Consider the following 17,997-nt stretch of genomic DNA (forward strand, 5'->3'; position numbering starts at 1 on the left):
CTGCAAAGACTTATAAACTGGTAAACTCGTCTACTTAGGTAAGCGTATTTTGAAGCAAAAATAGAAATAATATCCGTATCTTTGCGTTTCCTTAAACGATAAAATATGATAGAGTTGACAGCTGAAGAACTGAAACAGCGTTTCAGTGACAATATATTCAAGCAAATATCCGCGACGGCAGACGAGCTTGGGCTGGAATGCTACGTGGTAGGCGGATACGTTCGCGACATTTTTCTGCAACGTCCTTCCAAGGATATCGATGTGGTTGTGGTGGGCAGCGGCATTGCCATGGCCGAGGCGTTGGGCCGTCGGTTGGGCAAGGGTGCGCATGTGTCTGTCTTCAAGAACTTCGGTACAGCCCAGTTGAAGTTCCGCGGCACGGAAGTGGAGTTTGTCGGTGCCCGCAAGGAGTCCTACACGCACGACTCCCGCAAGCCTGTTGTGGAAGATGGTACGCTGGAAGACGACCAGAACCGTCGCGACTTCACCATCAACGCTCTGGCTGTCTGCCTGAACGAAGCTCGCTACGGCGAACTGGTAGACCCCTTTGGCGGCATGGACGATATGAAAGAACGTACCATCCGCACGCCGCTCGACCCGGACGTGACGTTCAGCGACGACCCCTTGCGCATGATGCGCTGCATCCGCTTTGCTACCCAGCTGAATTTCTACATCGACGATGAGACGTTCGATTCGCTTTGCCGCAACAAGGAGCGCATTTCCATCATTTCGAAAGAACGCATTGCCGACGAGCTGAACAAAATCATGCTGTCGCCCGTACCTTCGAAAGGTTTTGTCGACCTGGATCGTTGCGGCCTTCTGGCACTGATTTTCCCTGAATTAGTTGCCCTGCAGGGAGTGGAGACGCGCAACGGACGCGCCCATAAGGACAATTTCTATCACACCCTCGAAGTGCTCGACAACATCAGCAAGAAGACCGATAACCTTTGGCTGCGCTGGGCGGCCTTGCTGCACGACATAGCCAAGCCTGCCACCAAGCGCTGGGAGCCCCGTTTGGGCTGGACTTTCCACAATCATAACTTCATTGGCGAGAAGATGATACCCAACATCTTCCGTAAGATGAAGCTGCCGATGAACGAGAAGATGAAATATGTGCAGAAGCTCGTCGGACTGCACATGCGCCCCATCGTGATAGCCGATGAAGAAGTGACCGATTCGGCCGTCCGTCGTCTGCTGTTCGAGGCGGGCGATGATATCGACGACCTGATGACGCTTTGCGAAGCCGACATCACCTCGAAGAACATGGACAAGAAACAGCGCTTCCTGAACAACTTCCAACTAGTGCGCCAGAAACTGAAAGACCTGGAAGAACGCGACCGCATCCGCAACTTCCAGCCGCCAGTCAGCGGAGAGGAGATAATGGAAACATTCGGTCTGCCTCCCTGCCAGCAGGTAGGTGCACTGAAGAGCGCCATCAAGGATGCCATACTGGACGGTGTCATTCCCAACGAGTACGAAGCGGCCCGTCAGTTCATGCTGGAGCGTGCCCAGAAGATGGGATTGAAAAAGGTATCGGACCAATAGAGCTTTCCAAGTTAACTGAGATTCCGCATTTACCCGAGGCATTAGCGATAATAACCCGGTTGGGGAAGTTTATTCTCATAGTCATGAGAACAACATTCTCATGGTTATGAGAAAACAATTCTCACAGTTATGAGAAGGGCGTTCTCACAGGCATGAGAATATTGTTCTCAAGCTTGGAGAACAAATGAGAATCAGTAGGACGGGAGAAGAAACGTGTAGGGATAAAATCCGGAACGGGAATAGACAAAAAAGCAACCGCAGCATTCAAAAGACTGTAGCAGTCTCCGAATGCTGCGGTTGTTCTATGTAAAAGTTGTGTCGACAGGCTTGTTATGCCTCTTCTTCGCTTTGGAACTTGCGGCTGACCTTTATCAGATTGATGGTGTAGGTTACCACGTTCTGTGCTTCTTGCAGCATGGTCAGGTAAAGCATGCTCACTTTGATGCTGCTGCTCTGACCCTGAATGCGTTGCAGCTCCTCGCGTTTCAGGCGTGCCAGTTCGCCGTTCAGCTCGTTGGCTTTGCGGATTTCGGTTTCCATGCCGTCGTAGTTGTTGTCTTCTACGCGGTGGCGGCAAGTTTGTATCAGGTAAGTGATGTCCTCGCTGACGTCGGCAAATTCGCCTTTCTGTATGGCATCCAGCGGCTTGAAGTTGTTGTCAACGTGCTCCAGACACGGCTCGCAGAGGCGGCCGATGCTATAGACCAGTTCGCTGGCAAAGTCGTTGCCCTGATAGTAGTACAATCCTTTTTCGAGGATTGTATTGTTGTCCAGACGGCTGATGGCCAATGTTCCGGTACGTTTCATTTGCTTGATAAGCTGTTTCTCGAATTTAACCGAACCCATGGAGCGACGTAAGCCACGCAGATTCTCGTGCAGGAAGGAAGTGACTGTACGTTCGTAGTTCTCTTCGGTAAACTCCAGTACCTTGGTCAGTTCCTGACGGGTATGCTTGCGGAGCAGTTCGATGATTTCGGCATTGTCCGAGCTTTGGAGCAACTGCTTCAGGGTTTCGTTAACCTGTTCTTTTGCTTTGCGCTTCTTGTACATTACCTGGCTGCGGATCAGCATGAATACGGCCAGTGCAATCAGTGCAACGATGGCAATTGTTCCGCCGAAGTGAATCAGGAGGGCTACAAAGAAACAGATGGTGAAGGCTGCACCAGCCGTGATGAACCAGCCACCAATGACGCTCAGTACGCCGGTGATACGGAATACGGCAGAATCACGTCCCCAGGCACGGTCGGCAAGCGAAGTACCCATAGCCACCATGAAAGTAACGTAGGTAGTAGAGAGAGGCAGCTTCAATGAAGTACCCAAGGCGATCAGCAGACCGGCAAGTACCAGATTGACGGCAGCACGTACCAAGTCGAAAGCAGCACCGTCGGCAATGATGGCTTCGTCTTTCTGGAAGCGGGTGTCAATCCAGCGTTTGGTGCTTTCGGGAACAATCTTCGACACTCCGTTGGACAATACCAGGCTGAAACGTACCAATGTACGGGCTATCGGAGTACTACCGAAACTTTCTTCTCCTTCGTCCTGACGGGACAGGTCGACAGAAGTCTTGATTACATTGTGTGCTTTCTTAGAGGTGCAAAGCGCATAGACCATGATGGCTCCGGCTGCAAAGAGGAAGTACCAGGGTGTTTTGGCCGGACCGAGCAAAGAAGTCATCAGGAAGCCGTCGGCTCCGGCTCCCGCACCGTTGGCCGTATAATCCATAAAGGAAGAATAACCGGCCAGAGGCACACCGATGAAGTTCACCAGGTCGTTACCGGCAAAAGCCAGTGCCAGTGCAAATGTTCCCAGCAGCACCACTACCTTAAATATATTGACTTTACACCAGTGCAGAATCTGCATCAGGATGGTGAAGAATACGAAGAACGCTACGATCAGCATTCCGGTGTTCTCCTGTATCCAGTGTTTGTATTCGGATGTCATGAACGAACTGTCCTTCAGACCCTTTATCAGCATGAAGTAGATGATGGAAGTGGCAGCTACACCGCCGAACAGCGCAATGCTGTACTTCATGTGCTTTTTGTAGTTGAAGGAGAAAATGATACGTGCCAGCCACTGTACCAGCATACCGAAGAAGAACGCGATGGCCACAGATACGAAGATGGCCATGATGACGGACAGGGCCTTGTCTGTGTTGATGAGGTCTCCCAGATCGAGTGAGTCATCACTGTAGACTTTGATAAGAGCCAGTGCGAATGTACCTCCCAACAGCTCGAATACCATCGATACCGTGGTAGAAGTGGGGAGACCCATGCTGTTGAATACATCCAGCAGTACGACATCGGTCAGCATGACCGCCAGCAGGATACACATGATTTCGGCGAAATAGAAATGTTCCGGCTGGTAGATACCGTGCCGGGCAATGTCCATCATGCCGTTACTGAGTGAGGCGCCGATAAAGACTCCGATAGCAGCAATGAACAGGACTGTCTTGAACGAAGCTGCTTTGGCTCCTACGGCCGACTGAAGAAAATTGACTGCATCATTGCTGACTCCCACGATAAGGTCGAATACCGCAAGGACGAACAGGAAGATGACGATACACAGATAAATTGTTTCCATGAACTATTGTATTTTATTTGGCTGCAAAGGAACAGCATTTTTGTTGCATGGAAATGTCATACATATTACAACCGTGTTACAATTTGCTTTTCAGGTACTCGTAAAAGGTGTATTGCGAACGTATTTTCTCTTTTTGCGGGTGGGGCGACTTCCAGCAGTTGCGCAGTTTGTCGTCGACGAAACAGGCCTTTCGTTTGTCCGACAGTTGTATGGATAGCATGTCTGCCAGTTCCTGTTTCAGGTCGGGATCCAGAACCGGAGTGACGGCTTCGATGCGCCGGTACAGGTTGCGGCGCATCCAGTCGGGCGACCCCAGGAACAGCTTGGGTTTTCCGCCGTTGCCGAAGTACCAGATGCGGGCATGTTCCAGGAAGGTGTCGACGATACGGGTGATGCGTATGTTGCGGCTGTATTCCTGTCCGGGGATGAGGCAGCAGATGCCGCGCACAATGAGGTCTATCTCGACGCCGGCTTGCGAGGCCTCGTACAGGCGTTCTATCATAGTGGGGTCCTGTAGGGCGTTCATCTTCAGAATGATGCGGCCTCCTTTTCCGCGCTTGGCCAGTTCTATTTCGTGGTCGATGAGCCGGTTCAGTTCGGGGATGAGGTTGAACTGTGCTACAAGCAGCAGGCTGAATTTAGGGTTCTGTTTTTTTCTTTGCAAGGTGCGGAACAGGTTATGCAGGTCGTTGACCAGCCGTGGATTGCAGGTGAACAGGCCGCTGTCGGCATATAGGGTAGCGGTCTTTTCGTTGAAGTTGCCTGTGCTGATGTAGGCATAGCTTGTCATTTTGTGCCCCTGGCGGTCGCGTCTCAACACAAGGGCCACTTTGGCGTGTACTTTCAGTTTGGGTATGCTGTAGATGATGTTGATGCCGGCATTCTGCATCATTTCGGCCGTAGCCAGGTTGTTCTCTTCGTCGAAACGGGCTTTCAGTTCAACGAAGACGGTGACTTTCTTCCCGTTCTGTGCCGCGGCTATCAGGGTGTTGATGACGTTGGAGTTTTCTGCTACGCGGTATTGCGTCACCATGATTTCGCGTACGGTCGGTTCGTGAACGGCTTCGTACAGAAAATGGATGAAGTGGTCGAAAGCATGATAGGGGTAGTGCAGCAGCAGGTCTTTCTTCTCAATATAGTGGAAGATGGATTCACGCTCGTCCAGACAGGTCAGCTTCATGGGCTGAGGCTTTCGGATGGGAAGCAGTTTCCTGTTGGGGTTGGGCAGGTGGTTCAGGTCTTCCATATTCAGATGCTTGTCGCCCGGCACCAGTTCGTTCCGGTCGATGCGGTAGGCGTCTACCAGAAAGTCCAGAAAATCCTGCGGCATGGCACGGTCGTAGACGAAACGGCATACGGCACCTATCTTGCGTTTTTTTATCTTGGTCTTCACCTGTTCGATGATTTCCGACGTATTGGCCGTATCGTCTATCAGGATGTCGGCATCGCGTGATATCTTGATGCAGTAGCTGCTGTCTACGTTGTAGCCGGGGAAGATGGTGTCGATGTTCGCCTTGATGATGTCTTCGATGAACATCAGGTAATAGTCGTTGCCCTGGCGTGGCAGTTCGATGAAGCGTGGCACCTTGCTGTAGGGCAGCTTCATAACGAAATATTCGGGTTGGGCAGGGGCGTGCTTGGGAAACAGGCGGACGGCCAGATACAGGCGGTTGTCGCGCAGGAAGGAGATGACTTTGTCTTTGCTTACGGGCACCGGAGCCAGGTAGGGGAATATCTCTTCGCGGAAGAAGCGGCGTACGAAGTCTTGGTGGAAAGGCTCTACGTTGCGGCTTTGGTAGAATATGATGTGGTTCTTCTTCAGTGCGGGCAGAATCTTTTTTTCATAGATGCGGATACGTTCTTCTAATTGGCGGTTGACTTCCCGGTTGATTTCTTCTACTAATTCGGCTGCCGACTGTTTGCTCTCTTCGTCGCTTAGGGTGACTCCGGAGGCAATGGCTTTGTGGTCGGCCACACGTATTTTGTAGAACTCTTCCAGGTTGGACGAATAGATGGAAATGAAATTGATGCGTTCGTAGAGAGGCAGACTGTCGTCGTCGGCTTCGAGCAGTACGCGATAGTTGAATGACAGCCAACTGATGTCGCGCTTGAAATATCTGTTTTCCATGAGCTTTAAGTTTTATACAAAAATAGCTACCTTTGTCTAATAAACAAAGAAACTATGGTGAAAATAGGTTTATTATCGGATACCCATGCTTATTGGGATGAGCGGTATCTGCAGTACTTTGAGCCGTGTGACGAAATCTGGCATGCCGGCGACATCGGTTCGTTGGAAGTAGCACAGAAATTGGCTGCTTTCCGTCCCTTCCGGGCTGTGTATGGAAACATTGACGGGCAGGACATCCGTCGGCTTTATCCGCAGACATTGCGCTTTACGGTCGAGGGAGCGGAAGTGCTGATGAAGCACATCGGCGGTTACCCCGGCAAGTACGATCCTTCCATACGGGGCAGCATACTGGTGCATCCACCCAAACTGTTCGTCAGCGGGCATTCGCATATTCTGAAAGTGAAGTATGACAAGACGCTCGACCTGCTCCACATCAATCCGGGAGCGGCAGGAATCAGCGGGTTTCACAAAGTGCGTACGTTGGTGCGTTTTGTGATAGACAGTGGTACATTCAGGGATTTGGAAGTCATCGAACTGGCAGACCGGAAGTAGAGGGATGGCGGTATGTACAGTGTGTCTGCCTTCGGGTATGGGCATAAAAAAAGGAGTACCGCTGTACTCCAACCTTTGTTAACCTTAAATCTAATACTATGAAAAACACATTGCAAAGGTACGGCCTTTTCTGGAATCTGCAAATCTTCTGTAGGAAAACTTGTGTTTTATAACACACTTTTGAGGATTGAAGTGGATTTTAACAAAAAAAGCATGATTTATTCTATCTTTCTTCTGCCGTAATCCATTATTAGATGGTCGAATTTTTTAATCTTTTAATTTTGTCCTCCAACTAAATTTCGTTACCTTTGCGTCTTGAATAGCACCAAGAGCCGTGGGGCTTTGTCCTCCTTCTTATTTTATTCTCCCGTTGATATTTATAAAACCTAAGAACTGAAATATGAAAGGAATTATTCTTGCCGGTGGCAGTGCCACTCGTCTTTATCCGTTGTCAAAGGCCATTTCCAAGCAGATTATGCCTGTTTATGACAAACCTATGATCTACTATCCTCTCTCTACATTGATGTTAGCCGGTATTCGTGAGGTACTGATTATTTCTACTCCGCGCGATTTGCCGATGTTCCGCGACTTGCTGGGTACAGGCGAGGAACTGGGAATGTCCTTTTCTTATAAGATACAGGAGCAGCCCAACGGACTGGCACAGGCTTTTGTGCTGGGAGCCGATTTCCTGAACGGCGAACCGGGCTGCCTGATTCTGGGCGATAACATGTTCTATGGTCAGGGCTTTTCGGCCATGCTGAAGCGTGCTGCTTCCATTGAGAAGGGTGCCTGCATCTTCGGTTATTATGTGAAAGATCCGCGTGCGTATGGGGTGGTCGAGTTCGATGCCGACGGCAAAGCGATTTCTCTCGAAGAAAAGCCGGCAGTGCCCAAAAGCAACTATGCCGTTCCCGGTCTTTACTTTTACGACGCTACCGTTACCGAGAAAGCGGCGAGCCTGAAGCCTTCGGCCCGTGGCGAATACGAGATTACCGATTTGAACCGCCTCTACCTTGAAGAAGGTACGTTACGTGTGGAACTCTTCGGACGCGGTTTTGCCTGGCTCGATACCGGCAATTGCGACAGCCTGCTCGAAGCAAGCAACTTTGTTGCTACCATTCAGAACCGTCAGGGCTTCCGCGTAAGCTGCATCGAGGAGATTGCATGGCGTAAGGGCTGGATTGATGTAGACCAGCTTTATCATCTGGGCGAGCAGCTGGGCAAAACGGAGTACGGCAAATACCTGATGGAACTGGCAGAGTCGCATAAATAATGCCTCACCCCTGTCCCCTCTTCCAAGGAGAGGGGGAGTTGGTAAGTGCGTAGGTCTATGGAGTAAGGTAAAACAGTAACTTGTGGACTTACAGACTCAAAAGCTAAGGAACTAAATACTTAATATTCATTATTAATTTTTCATTCATCAAATGAAGACATATCTTGTAACCGGTGCTGCCGGGTTTATCGGAGCAAATTACATTAAATATATTCTGGCTAAGCACAACGACATCAAAGTGGTCATTCTGGATGCGTTGACTTATGCTGGAAACTTAGGTACCATTGCAGCTGACATCGACAACGAACGCTGCTTCTTTGTGAAAGGCGACATTTGCGACCGCCAGTTGGCCGACCGTCTGTTTGCCGAATACAAATTCGACTATGTAGTGAACTTCGCTGCCGAGAGCCACGTGGACCGTAGTATCGAAAATCCGCAGTTGTTCCTGCAAACCAACATTCTGGGTACGCAGAACCTGTTGGATGCTGCCCGCCGTGCTTGGGTGACTGGCAAGGACGAGTTTGGCTATCCTACTTGGCGCAAAGGCGTGCGCTATCATCAGGTATCGACTGACGAGGTATATGGTTCGTTGGGTGCCGAAGGTTATTTCACCGAGACTACCCCGCTCTGTCCGCACAGCCCGTACAGTGCCAGCAAGACCAGTGCCGATATGGTGGTAATGGCTTATCACGATACTTATAAGATGCCGGTGACTATCACTCGCTGCTCCAATAACTACGGTCCGTATCACTTCCCCGAGAAACTGATTCCGCTGATTATCAAGAATATCCTTGAAGGCAAGAAGCTGCCTGTTTATGGCGACGGAAGCAACGTACGCGACTGGCTCTACGTGGAAGACCATTGCAAGGCCATCGACCTTGTGGTGCGCGAAGGTGCAGAAGGCGAAGTTTACAACGTAGGCGGTCATAACGAGAAGACCAATCTGGAGATTGTGAAGCTGACCATCGCCACCATTCATCGCCTGATGACCGAGAAGCCCGAATACCGCCAGGTATTGAAGAAACAGGTGAAAGGCGCCGACGGTCAGATTGATATCAGCTGGATCAACGAAGACTTGATTACTTTTGTCAAGGACCGTCTGGGGCACGACCAGCGTTACGCCATCGACCCCACCAAGATTACCAACGCTTTGGGCTGGTATCCTGAAACGAAGTTCGAAGTCGGTATTGTGAAGACCATCGAATGGTATCTGAACAATCAGGCTTGGGTTGAAGAAGTAACCAGCGGCGACTATCAGAATTACTACGAACGGATGTACGGTAAGCGCTGAGCATATAGCGTAAGGAGATGTGCATATAGACAAATAATGGAAAACGGAGGACGGCCGATGCGGTTCTCTGTTTTCCATTTTTTATTTAGATGCTTTTCGGTTGCGGGCTTTTCTGTGCATCCGTATGTGCCAACCGTGCAAGCGTTGTTCCTGCCAAAAAGTACCTTTCTTCCACACTTGCACGGCTCGCGAGCCGTACAAGTGTGGCTCATGAGCCGTGCAAGTGTTTGTTTTGAGCGGTGCAAGTGTGGAAGAAACGGGTACGATACACCTCCGTTTCGGTTGTTGTCATCTTTTTAGGATGATGATGGTGACAGCTGCAATAATAAGTACGATTCCAATGGCAATGGGAAGTGTGAAAGCCTCTCCAAATACTGTGATGCCAACAATGACAGCCGTTACAGGTTCCATAGCTCCCAGTACCGAAGTTTGTGTTGCTCCAATGTATTTGATGGCTTCGATGAGTGTCAGGTTGGATACGATGGTAGGAATAATGGCCAGAAGCAGCAGATTGCCGAAGGTCGGGATGTCGGGTATCAAATGCAGGCTGCCTGTGGTAAGCATTCCGGTTATAAGCATCAGCGTGCTGAAAAAGAATACGTAGAAGGTAAGTCGCAGGCCTTTCAGTTCTTTGTTTTTCCGTTGTCCGACGGTCACCAGATAAAGTGCATAGCCTACGGCCGACAATAATACGATGATGATTCCGACAAGATTGGTTTCGCCTTGCGAGTCGGTATACGATAAAGCATATACTCCGGCTATTGCCATAAGGATGGCCAGCGTGCGGCTCAGCGAGTTTTTTTCGTGGAAGAGAAGCATCATAACCAGGGTTGTGATGACAGGATACATGAAGTGGATGGTGGTAGCTATTCCCGACGGCATGAACTTGTAGCCCCAAAGTAGAAAGACTGACGAAACGATGTAGAAGACCGAAAGTAGCAGCAGGGTAGGTAAGTCGGACTTTTCAATGGCGAAAGATACTTTCCTCACTTTGAGAAGGATGGCTAAAGCGATGGTGGCGAAAAGGAATCTGTAAGTTATCACGTTCATAAAGTCCATGCCGTGTTGCATGGCCGGAATGGCGAAAAGCGGGATCAGACCGAATGATGCCGACGAGATGATTCCGTAAAGAAATCCGTTCAGTTTGTTCATTTTAGGTTTTATACAGTTTATACAATACGTTTAAGTTTGAGATTTAGTATACTTTGATGCGGTTCAGGAGGTTATGAAAGTTGCATCTGTCATTGACAGAGCGCTACGCTCAGCAGCAACCCCATAAACAACATGTTGCGCGAAGTTTCTCCCAGTATGCTGTTCAGCTTTTTGCCGCTGTGTATGGCAACCATCTTCCGCCACGTCAGTGCATGCAGGTAGAAGTAAACGCAGGGAGCCCAGATAAATTCGAGTAATGTCAGGTGACCGGTGTAGAGGAACCACAGACAGAGCAATACGGCCAGGATGCCGCAACCCAGATACAACTGGCTGCCGAACTTTTCGCCGAAGCGGACTACCAGTGTGCGCTTTCCGCTACGTGCATCTTGTTCGCGGTCGCGGTAGTTGTTCAGTATGAGCAGGGTATCAACCACCAGTCCGCAGACGATGGAGAGCACTAGCACATCGGCATTCAGTGTGCCGCTTTGTACGTAGTAAGTACCTCCTACGGGAACAAAACCGAAAAAGATCAGCACCAGCAGGTCGCCCCAGCCCCGATAAGAAAGGTAGGTGGTGTATAGGAATGCGAACAGTATGCACAGTACACCCACCAGAATCAGTTCCCAGCCACCATGTGGCAGTTTTCCCCAGAGGTAGAACAGCAGGCTCAAGCCGGTCAGCGAGGCAATCAGCAGTGTCAGGCCGATTCCGGTCTTCATGGCCGACGGCGTAATCCAGCCTTGGGCACAGGCACGTTCGGGACCGAGCCGGTCTTCGCGGTCGCTGCCTTTGCGGAAGTCGAACAGGTCGTTGATGAAGTTGGCGGCAATTTGCATGAAGCAGGCAAAAAAGGCACACAGCAGGGCCGGTATTTCCTGAAAACACCCGTCGCTGAAAGCAAGTGCGCTACCCAGCAGTACGGGGATGAGGGCGGCAGTCAAGGTCTTGGGACGGGCGGCAAGCACCCATGCCCGTAGTGAATTTTGCTTAATCTCTTTCATGGCTTTCTAATAATAGAAGTATATTTGCAAAGTTAACGAAAAAAAGGAGTAAAAAGCCAAAACTCCTGTTAATTGATGGTAGAAGGCTAAAATCTGGATGGAAAATGCTGTACTTTTGAAGTGCCGAACAACATACATGAATAACGATGAAAAAACAAAATCTGATTTTGTATTTGCTGTTGTTTTCTTTTTGGGCATGTAGCCCTGACAAACATTTGGAAACAATTTTCCGACAAGCCGATTCATTGCTGGCCGAACGTCCCGATAGTGCCCTTTATCTGTTGGAGACGTTGGCTGATACATGTAATTTGTCTGCATCGGAAAGTGCGTATTATGCGCTATTGCTGGCTCGTGCCACAGATAAGTGCGAAAAGTCCCTGCTTCCTTGCGACTCACTGTTGGATCTTGCTTTGGATTATTATGACAGCGACCAGAAGGAACGTGCCATCACTTTGCTTTATAAAGGCCGTTTGGAAATAGAGATGGAACAAAGCGAACGTGCTATTGGCTTTCTGTTGGAAGGCCTTGATATTATTCGGAATTATCCTGAAGAGATAGAGACGAAGAGACATTTGCTAAGTTCTTTAGGTAATGAGTACTACAATGTACGTTTGTACGAAAAAGCAAAAAACACTTTCGATGAACTGTATCGCTGTTGTTATACGGATAAAGATAAGGCGATAGCGTTGTATAATCTTGGTCATTATTATTCTATTATAGGAGAAAATGATTCAGCCATATTTTGTCAGCGAAAGGCTTTGGAGTATGGTGTGATGCAAAAAGATTCTGCTATGGTAGATCTTTTTACTAGTAAATTGAGTGCTGTATATAGTGCTCAAGAACAGTATGATTCTGCCTTATATTATGCCAAGCAATCTTTGTTGTGGCATTCCCAAAAGGAAAAACCATCTGTGCATTATAATAATATAGGACATATCTTTTATTTGAAAGATAATTTGGATTCTGCTGCCTATTATATGAATAAGAGTTTGGAGGATAGTAGTCGTTTGAGTTTGAAAGAGAAAGCTAGCATATTATTGAATTTAGGTTGTATAAAAGAAGAACAGGAAAATTATTTAGAATGCACGGATTTGTTATTCCAATTTATTGAGATAGTTGATTCTGTTTACAGAACTAATCAATCAACTAAAATTGAACAATTAGTACATCAGTATGATATTAAGGAAAAACTTAGTAGAGCACAACAAAAAAACGAGTCTGTTTTGAAAAACATAGTTGCAGCTTTTATATTTGGTGGATTGATTCTTGTTTTATTTTTTCAATATCGTATCAATAAGCAGAATAAACTGAAAATAGTAATCGAACAAAATTTGCGGCAAGCTCGTGAAAGGTATAAAAATCTGGAGCATTCAATTGCTGAAAGCCAGCGTATCATTTCTCTTCTTCAGAAAAAGCAGGTTGATTTTTCGCAAGAAAATGAAAGATATAAACTGGAAATTAAAGAACGGGAAGCAATTATTGAAAAGCTTACATTTGAAAAAGAAAACCTGCGTATTTGGCTTTTTAAACAGAGTGCTATTTACAAAAAAATATTAAGACTTTCAACACAAGAAGTGAACTGTAAGAAAGAACTACTTGTATTAGGTAATAGCGATCAGAAGAAACTTAAAGAAGTGGTTTGGGAGCTTTTTGCAGATTTTATTTCCGACATGAAGATTCATTATTCGTTATTGACAGAAGAGGATCTTTTATATTTGTGTTTGGAGAAAGCGGAGCTTTCCAATCAAACTATTGCTCTTTGCTTTGGGAATACAGATACACATATTATTGCCCAGCGGAAATATCGCATTAAGGAACGGATGAATAGAGATTATAGATGAAATGTGATATTCTAAAATTTTATTTGCTTGTAAAACAGTTACTTATGCATTTGTAGTGTGATTCATTTTTTGCCTGTTTTTTATTGTTGGACATTAACTTTGCAGTCGTTAATCAATAAAAAGCACTAAAATGAAAACAAAATTAGTTATGGCTCTTTTGATGGTATTTTTTGTAACACCAATGAGCGAAGCAGCACAGTATGCTAAAAGAAAAAGTACACGTTTCAATTTTGCCTCATGTAATGACAAACTTGTTACCCGGGTCCCTATAGATTATAATATCGAAGTGACAGAGGGTGAAAACTACCTGCAAATTTTATTTTTGTTCCCTTTACAAGATGCTAATATTACAGTGACAGACTGTAATGGAAATGTGATAATTGAGAATCATCAAGTGAATTCTCAAGAAGGAAAAGCCTTGTATTTATATACTCCTCAAGCTTATCCTTATGCTTTGGAACTAACCTCTTCGTTAGTGGATATTAAAGGAGAGATAACATCGGAAGAATGACAACAATAATTGTTCGCATATTGTAACTTTCAAATTGTTAAATATTTAAATAAGTTAATCATGAAAAAACTTTTATTTATGGCAGCTATTAGTTTAGTTGCGTACTCTTGTCAACAAGAGGATTTGGTTACTATCGAGCCGAGTGCTAATACCAATTTAATACGTTTGGTGAATATAGATGAAGGTGTTATTTCTGCTACAGGAGCAAATACAAGGAGTTTGAATGCAGATAAACTTGCCTTACAATTTAATTCTGAAACTACCTATCAATCCTTTTTGAATCAATTGAAGGAAATGACGCATGAAGAAAGACTGTCATATGTGAAATCTTATGGATTAATTTCATTACAGCAATTAGCTGAGATTGCAGATGATGAGTTGGAAATAATAGGAAGTGAAGCAAATAGTGAAACAGAATTTAGAGAATTGTATGATTCATATACAAAGAAATATGAAGGATTTCTGATAAATAATCAATATGACACTTCAGATTTGTCATTATATGTACCCGAAGGTGATGATATGGCAACGTATGTAATAAACGAAGAACATAAGGTCGTAATTGGTGACAAAATTAAAACAGTTTCATTGGAAAATGATATGAGCGAGGCTGATAAGGCTGTTTTTGCAATACCGACAGTTGTTTCTTCACTTCCTGGAATTGAGCCTTTTTATACTTTTCAAAATATTTATGCTGATTCAAAGAAAGTTTCTGGCTCTGTTAATCTTGAATCTAATTATACAATAAGAGTTCATGTTGGCACTCAGAAAAAAATGTGGTATGGTTGGAAAAGGGATAACGATAGAGATGTCTATTTCCAATTTAGTGCTCCGTCGACTCATATGTATTACTTATATCAGATGCAAATAGGAGATCATAAACAAGATGTTTCGAGACCCACTCCCTTTGATTTATATTTTTATCCTCATAAAGGATCTTTTGATTATACTATAGGAGCATTGCATCCAAATATACGAGCAATAGAAGGAACTTTTTACGTATGGACTGACCACTTTGTAGAATCTACTAATACCACATATATGGAAGTACTTATTGATGGTAATCCACAAAATAAAGTTGAACTTCCTGTCCTAAATAAAGCAAGGGCATTTGGTGGAGCTTTCACAATAGGTAGATAATTTATTTTTAATGGATAAAGTTTATGAGAAGGTTTATTACAGTATTATTAGTTGCGTTTTTCCCTTGTCTGATATTCGCTCAAGAATTTCATTGGGGCGTAGAGGCCGGAATGAATCTGACACATTTTAAAGGGCTTCATAAATTGATGTCGGAGAAGGTAGGCGGTATGAAACCGGGAGGACAAGTAGGAGTAACGGTCGATTATGAGTTTAAGCGACATTGGATGTTGCTTTCGGGATTGACCTTTATGAATACAAAAAGTAATATGAAGTTGGGATCTACTTTTGGAGGATTCCCTTTTCCCGATACTGAAATCAAACTGAATCACTTGGTGCTTCCTGTAAAAGTAGGCTACAACTTTCGTATCAGAGAGAACCTGAACCTTATTCCTTCTATTGGCTTGTATGCCATGTGGAACTTCAATGCCGGAAGTTCTTCAATTGCTTATCCGGGGAAACAGGAGGCAGAGGGAAAATCCATGATATATACACAATGGAAACCGATGGATGGCTTTTCTTACGTCGTTTTTGAGGATCCTCGAATAATAACTGATGGAATATCTCCTTTGCGCAAATGGACGTACGGGGGAGTAGCTGGTCTGAAAGCGGTGATAGGAAAACATTATACCGTGTCTTTGGATTATTTCGAAGCGCTGAAACGTATTCATAAAATGTGCAGTTTGCGTGATTACGGCCTTCAGTTGTCGGTGGGTTATCGTTTCTGATATTCCTTTTTTGTGAAAGTAGACGATAATCTTTAACTTCTGCAAGTTTCGACTTTACCAAAACTTGCAGAAGTTGATAATATGTGTTATGTGGTTGATAATCTGATTATTTTATGGAAATGGCATGATAAGAAATCTTCGTTACCTGTTTATTTTATTTGCTTTATTGTCTTTTTTCTCTTGCGTCAGTAATGATGTAATAACGGATGAAACCCCGTTTGTTATGACAAGTGCGCCTATTGGGAAAACCTATGCATTCGACGGTGATTTTGCACTTACGTTCGAAAGTGCAGATAGCGTTAGCTATCGTAGTCTGTCTGCTCTTCCGACTTATAGTCCGCATCTTTGTGCTAAAGGCCATTATACTTTCGATAATGGAATTGTGGTTGTCGAGAACCCGATTTTGGATGAATGGTATTGGGTAGAAGGTCAGGATACGCTTCCTCCTTGTTATTTAAGATTGAATGGTCGTTTTACGGCTTTAGACGTATTGGAAGCTTCTTTTGCCTTTGCAATGCCAGGGAAAATTATTAGTGGAATTGGATTTCTTAAGATAGCGAAATTTAGCCCATTCGCAGATAATAACTATTACATAGCTTCATTCTATACAGATAAGGCTTTGGACGTCAATAATGATGGAAAGGCATCAACAAATTTGTATGAGGAACTGACTACCGGTAAGCAACCCATGTATAATTTTAAGACTCCTGAGGCTTATAGCCCTGCGATATCTGATGGAAACGGACACATTCAAGCAAGTTTCTGTTTTCCTGTTCAGTCGTGGAATGTTGAAACTTCTGTGGGATCTAATATAATTCATTCTATCAGTCTCTTTTGCTCTTTTACCGAAATAGACAATGGTACTCAGATTTCATTGGACAGTGGGGAAACAGATCCTAGAATTCGTGTGGTGGGCATGGAACGAACAATGCAAGATGTGTTCCGTATAGATTTGCAAATGAAACTTTATGATTTTAAAACCAAACAATGGGTGGAAACAGAGGCATGGGCTTTCTTTTATACTGTTTATGATTGGTTGCCGGAAGTTGCCGGATAGTATTCGCATTATATTTATGTATGTTTGTTTCTGCCTCTTTATTTTCACTACCTTTCTAATCTAATAAATGTGAATCTCCACGGGCAAAGATAGCAAAAAAGCCTATTTTTGCACCCAGTTATGAATAAGAAGTTCTTTTATATATCCATTCTTTTGCTGTTGATGCTTCTGTCGTCGTGTAAGTCGAAGCGGAATTTAGTGTCATCCTTACCGTCACTCGAAGTGGTTGCTGACAGCGTTTTACGAGCCGATACGGTAGGATTACCGGTCTCGCTTGTGGGAGTGCTTACGTTCGATCAGTCCGATTTGCGGGACATTCGCCGCATGTCGGGGCGTTCTGCCCGTTCGTCGCGTTCGTTGGCTAAGCTGAAGATCAGGAAGAAGGAGATCGTGAAACGGGGCACACAGATTACGTTTACCACGCTTGATGTCTCGTCGTCGTACAAAGGGGTGAAGCGTGTTCGGATGTACGATTTCACTCATCGCGATGTTCCAGAGGCTTTCGACAGTTGCCGGATTGCCTTCATTTCCGATCTGCACTACAAGAGTCTGCTGAAAGAGGAGGGGTTGGCTGATCTGGTACGGTTACTTTCGTTCCTGCATGCTGATGTCTTGCTGATGGGCGGCGACTATCACGAAGGTTGCCAATATGTGGCTCCGCTGATGGCTGCCCTGGCGCAGGTCAAAACTCCGTTGGGGACTTATGCCGTATTAGGAAACAACGATTACGAAGCCTGTTACAGCGAAGTGGTGAACGAGATGAAACGTCGCGGCATCCGTTTATTGGAGCATAAGGTCGATACGTTGAAGCGGGATAAGGATCGCATACTGGTAGCCGGTGTGTGCAATCCGTTCGACCTGAAGCAGAACGGGCAATCGCCTACACTTGCTCTGTCGCCCGACGACTTTGTGATATTGCTAACCCATACGCCTGACTATGCTGAGGATGTGCCTGTAACCCATGCCGACTTGATATTGGCCGGACATACGCATGGCGGACAAGTCACCCTCTTCGGTTATGCACCGGTGGTTCCTTCGCGCTATGGCCAACGTTTCCTGACTGGGCTGAAATACAATTCCGCTCACATTCCGATGATTGTGACCAACGGCATCGGTACTTCCCAGCACGCCATCCGTCTGTTCGCTCCGGCCGAGGTGGTGATGATTACCCTGCACAGGCTTCGGTGAAAAGACGGACGGC

At 45.9% G+C, this 17,997-nt stretch carries 14 protein-coding genes; 10 read left to right on the plus strand and 4 right to left on the minus strand.

The window, feature by feature from the left end:
* Positions 1-105 precede the first annotated feature (105 nt).
* On the plus strand, positions 106-1,545 hold the full coding sequence (locus tag Q3C19_RS09575; RefSeq protein ID WP_022164386.1) for a CCA tRNA nucleotidyltransferase: 1,440 nt from the start codon (positions 106-108) through the stop codon (positions 1,543-1,545).
* Between the two features lie 330 nt (positions 1,546-1,875).
* Here the strand turns inward: Q3C19_RS09575 and Q3C19_RS09580 are convergent, their stop codons facing one another.
* Positions 1,876-4,125 (minus strand): inorganic phosphate transporter, encoded by a 2,250-nt coding sequence (locus Q3C19_RS09580; protein ID WP_302728953.1) that lies wholly within the window; start codon positions 4,123-4,125, stop codon positions 1,876-1,878.
* 76 nt (positions 4,126-4,201) lie between these two features.
* A complete protein-coding gene (locus Q3C19_RS09585) occupies positions 4,202-6,253 on the minus strand; it encodes an RNA degradosome polyphosphate kinase (RefSeq protein WP_302728955.1) in 2,052 nt (683 codons plus the stop codon).
* Between the two features lie 54 nt (positions 6,254-6,307).
* On the opposite strand from Q3C19_RS09585, the gene Q3C19_RS09590 reads away from it, so the two are divergent.
* The 3 genes from Q3C19_RS09590 (at position 6,308) to rfbB (ending at position 9,369) form a co-directional block, all read left to right on the plus strand.
* Entirely contained in the window at positions 6,308-6,805 is a 498-nt protein-coding gene (locus Q3C19_RS09590) for a metallophosphoesterase (protein WP_071148809.1), read from the plus strand.
* 400 nt (positions 6,806-7,205) lie between these two features.
* Entirely contained in the window at positions 7,206-8,078 is an 873-nt protein-coding gene (gene rfbA, locus Q3C19_RS09595) for a glucose-1-phosphate thymidylyltransferase RfbA (RefSeq protein ID WP_022163381.1), read from the plus strand.
* Between the two features lie 151 nt (positions 8,079-8,229).
* On the plus strand, positions 8,230-9,369 hold the full coding sequence (rfbB, locus tag Q3C19_RS09600; RefSeq protein WP_071148810.1) for a dTDP-glucose 4,6-dehydratase: 1,140 nt from the start codon (positions 8,230-8,232) through the stop codon (positions 9,367-9,369).
* A 288-nt stretch (positions 9,370-9,657) separates the two neighbouring features.
* On the opposite strand, the gene Q3C19_RS09605 is transcribed toward rfbB, so the two are convergent.
* Both Q3C19_RS09605 and menA read right to left on the minus strand, forming a co-directional pair.
* On the minus strand, positions 9,658-10,521 hold the full coding sequence (locus Q3C19_RS09605; RefSeq protein ID WP_302728959.1) for a DMT family transporter: 864 nt from the start codon (positions 10,519-10,521) through the stop codon (positions 9,658-9,660).
* An 89-nt stretch (positions 10,522-10,610) separates the two neighbouring features.
* A complete protein-coding gene (gene menA / locus Q3C19_RS09610; protein ID WP_302728961.1) occupies positions 10,611-11,522 on the minus strand; it encodes a 1,4-dihydroxy-2-naphthoate octaprenyltransferase in 912 nt (303 codons plus the stop codon).
* Positions 11,523-11,668: 146 nt separating this feature from the next.
* On the opposite strand from menA, the gene Q3C19_RS09615 reads away from it, so the two are divergent.
* From Q3C19_RS09615 to Q3C19_RS09640, 6 genes are all read left to right on the plus strand, one after another.
* A complete protein-coding gene (locus Q3C19_RS09615) occupies positions 11,669-13,363 on the plus strand; it encodes a tetratricopeptide repeat protein (RefSeq protein ID WP_277121973.1) in 1,695 nt (564 codons plus the stop codon).
* 130 nt (positions 13,364-13,493) lie between these two features.
* On the plus strand, positions 13,494-13,874 hold the full coding sequence (locus tag Q3C19_RS09620; RefSeq protein WP_277121971.1) for a DUF3244 domain-containing protein: 381 nt from the start codon (positions 13,494-13,496) through the stop codon (positions 13,872-13,874).
* 60 nt (positions 13,875-13,934) lie between these two features.
* Positions 13,935-15,014, plus strand: a complete 1,080-nt coding sequence (locus tag Q3C19_RS09625) for a DUF4848 domain-containing protein (protein WP_277121969.1) — start codon at positions 13,935-13,937, stop codon at positions 15,012-15,014.
* A gap of 23 nt (positions 15,015-15,037) precedes the next feature.
* The gene (locus Q3C19_RS09630) at positions 15,038-15,739 is read left to right on the plus strand and encodes a porin family protein (RefSeq protein WP_302728965.1); all 702 of its coding nucleotides are present in this window, start codon (positions 15,038-15,040) and stop codon (positions 15,737-15,739) included.
* A gap of 124 nt (positions 15,740-15,863) precedes the next feature.
* Positions 15,864-16,796: a hypothetical protein gene (locus tag Q3C19_RS09635; protein ID WP_277122607.1), complete on the plus strand. Its 933-nt coding sequence runs from the start codon at positions 15,864-15,866 to the stop codon at positions 16,794-16,796.
* A 120-nt stretch (positions 16,797-16,916) separates the two neighbouring features.
* Positions 16,917-17,984: a metallophosphoesterase gene (locus tag Q3C19_RS09640; protein ID WP_302728968.1), complete on the plus strand. Its 1,068-nt coding sequence runs from the start codon at positions 16,917-16,919 to the stop codon at positions 17,982-17,984.
* Positions 17,985-17,997: the final 13 nt, after the last annotated feature.

The sequence above is a fragment of the Bacteroides sp. ET489 genome, from assembly GCF_030518095.1.
GTDB lineage: Bacteria > Bacteroidota > Bacteroidia > Bacteroidales > Bacteroidaceae > Bacteroides > Bacteroides ndongoniae.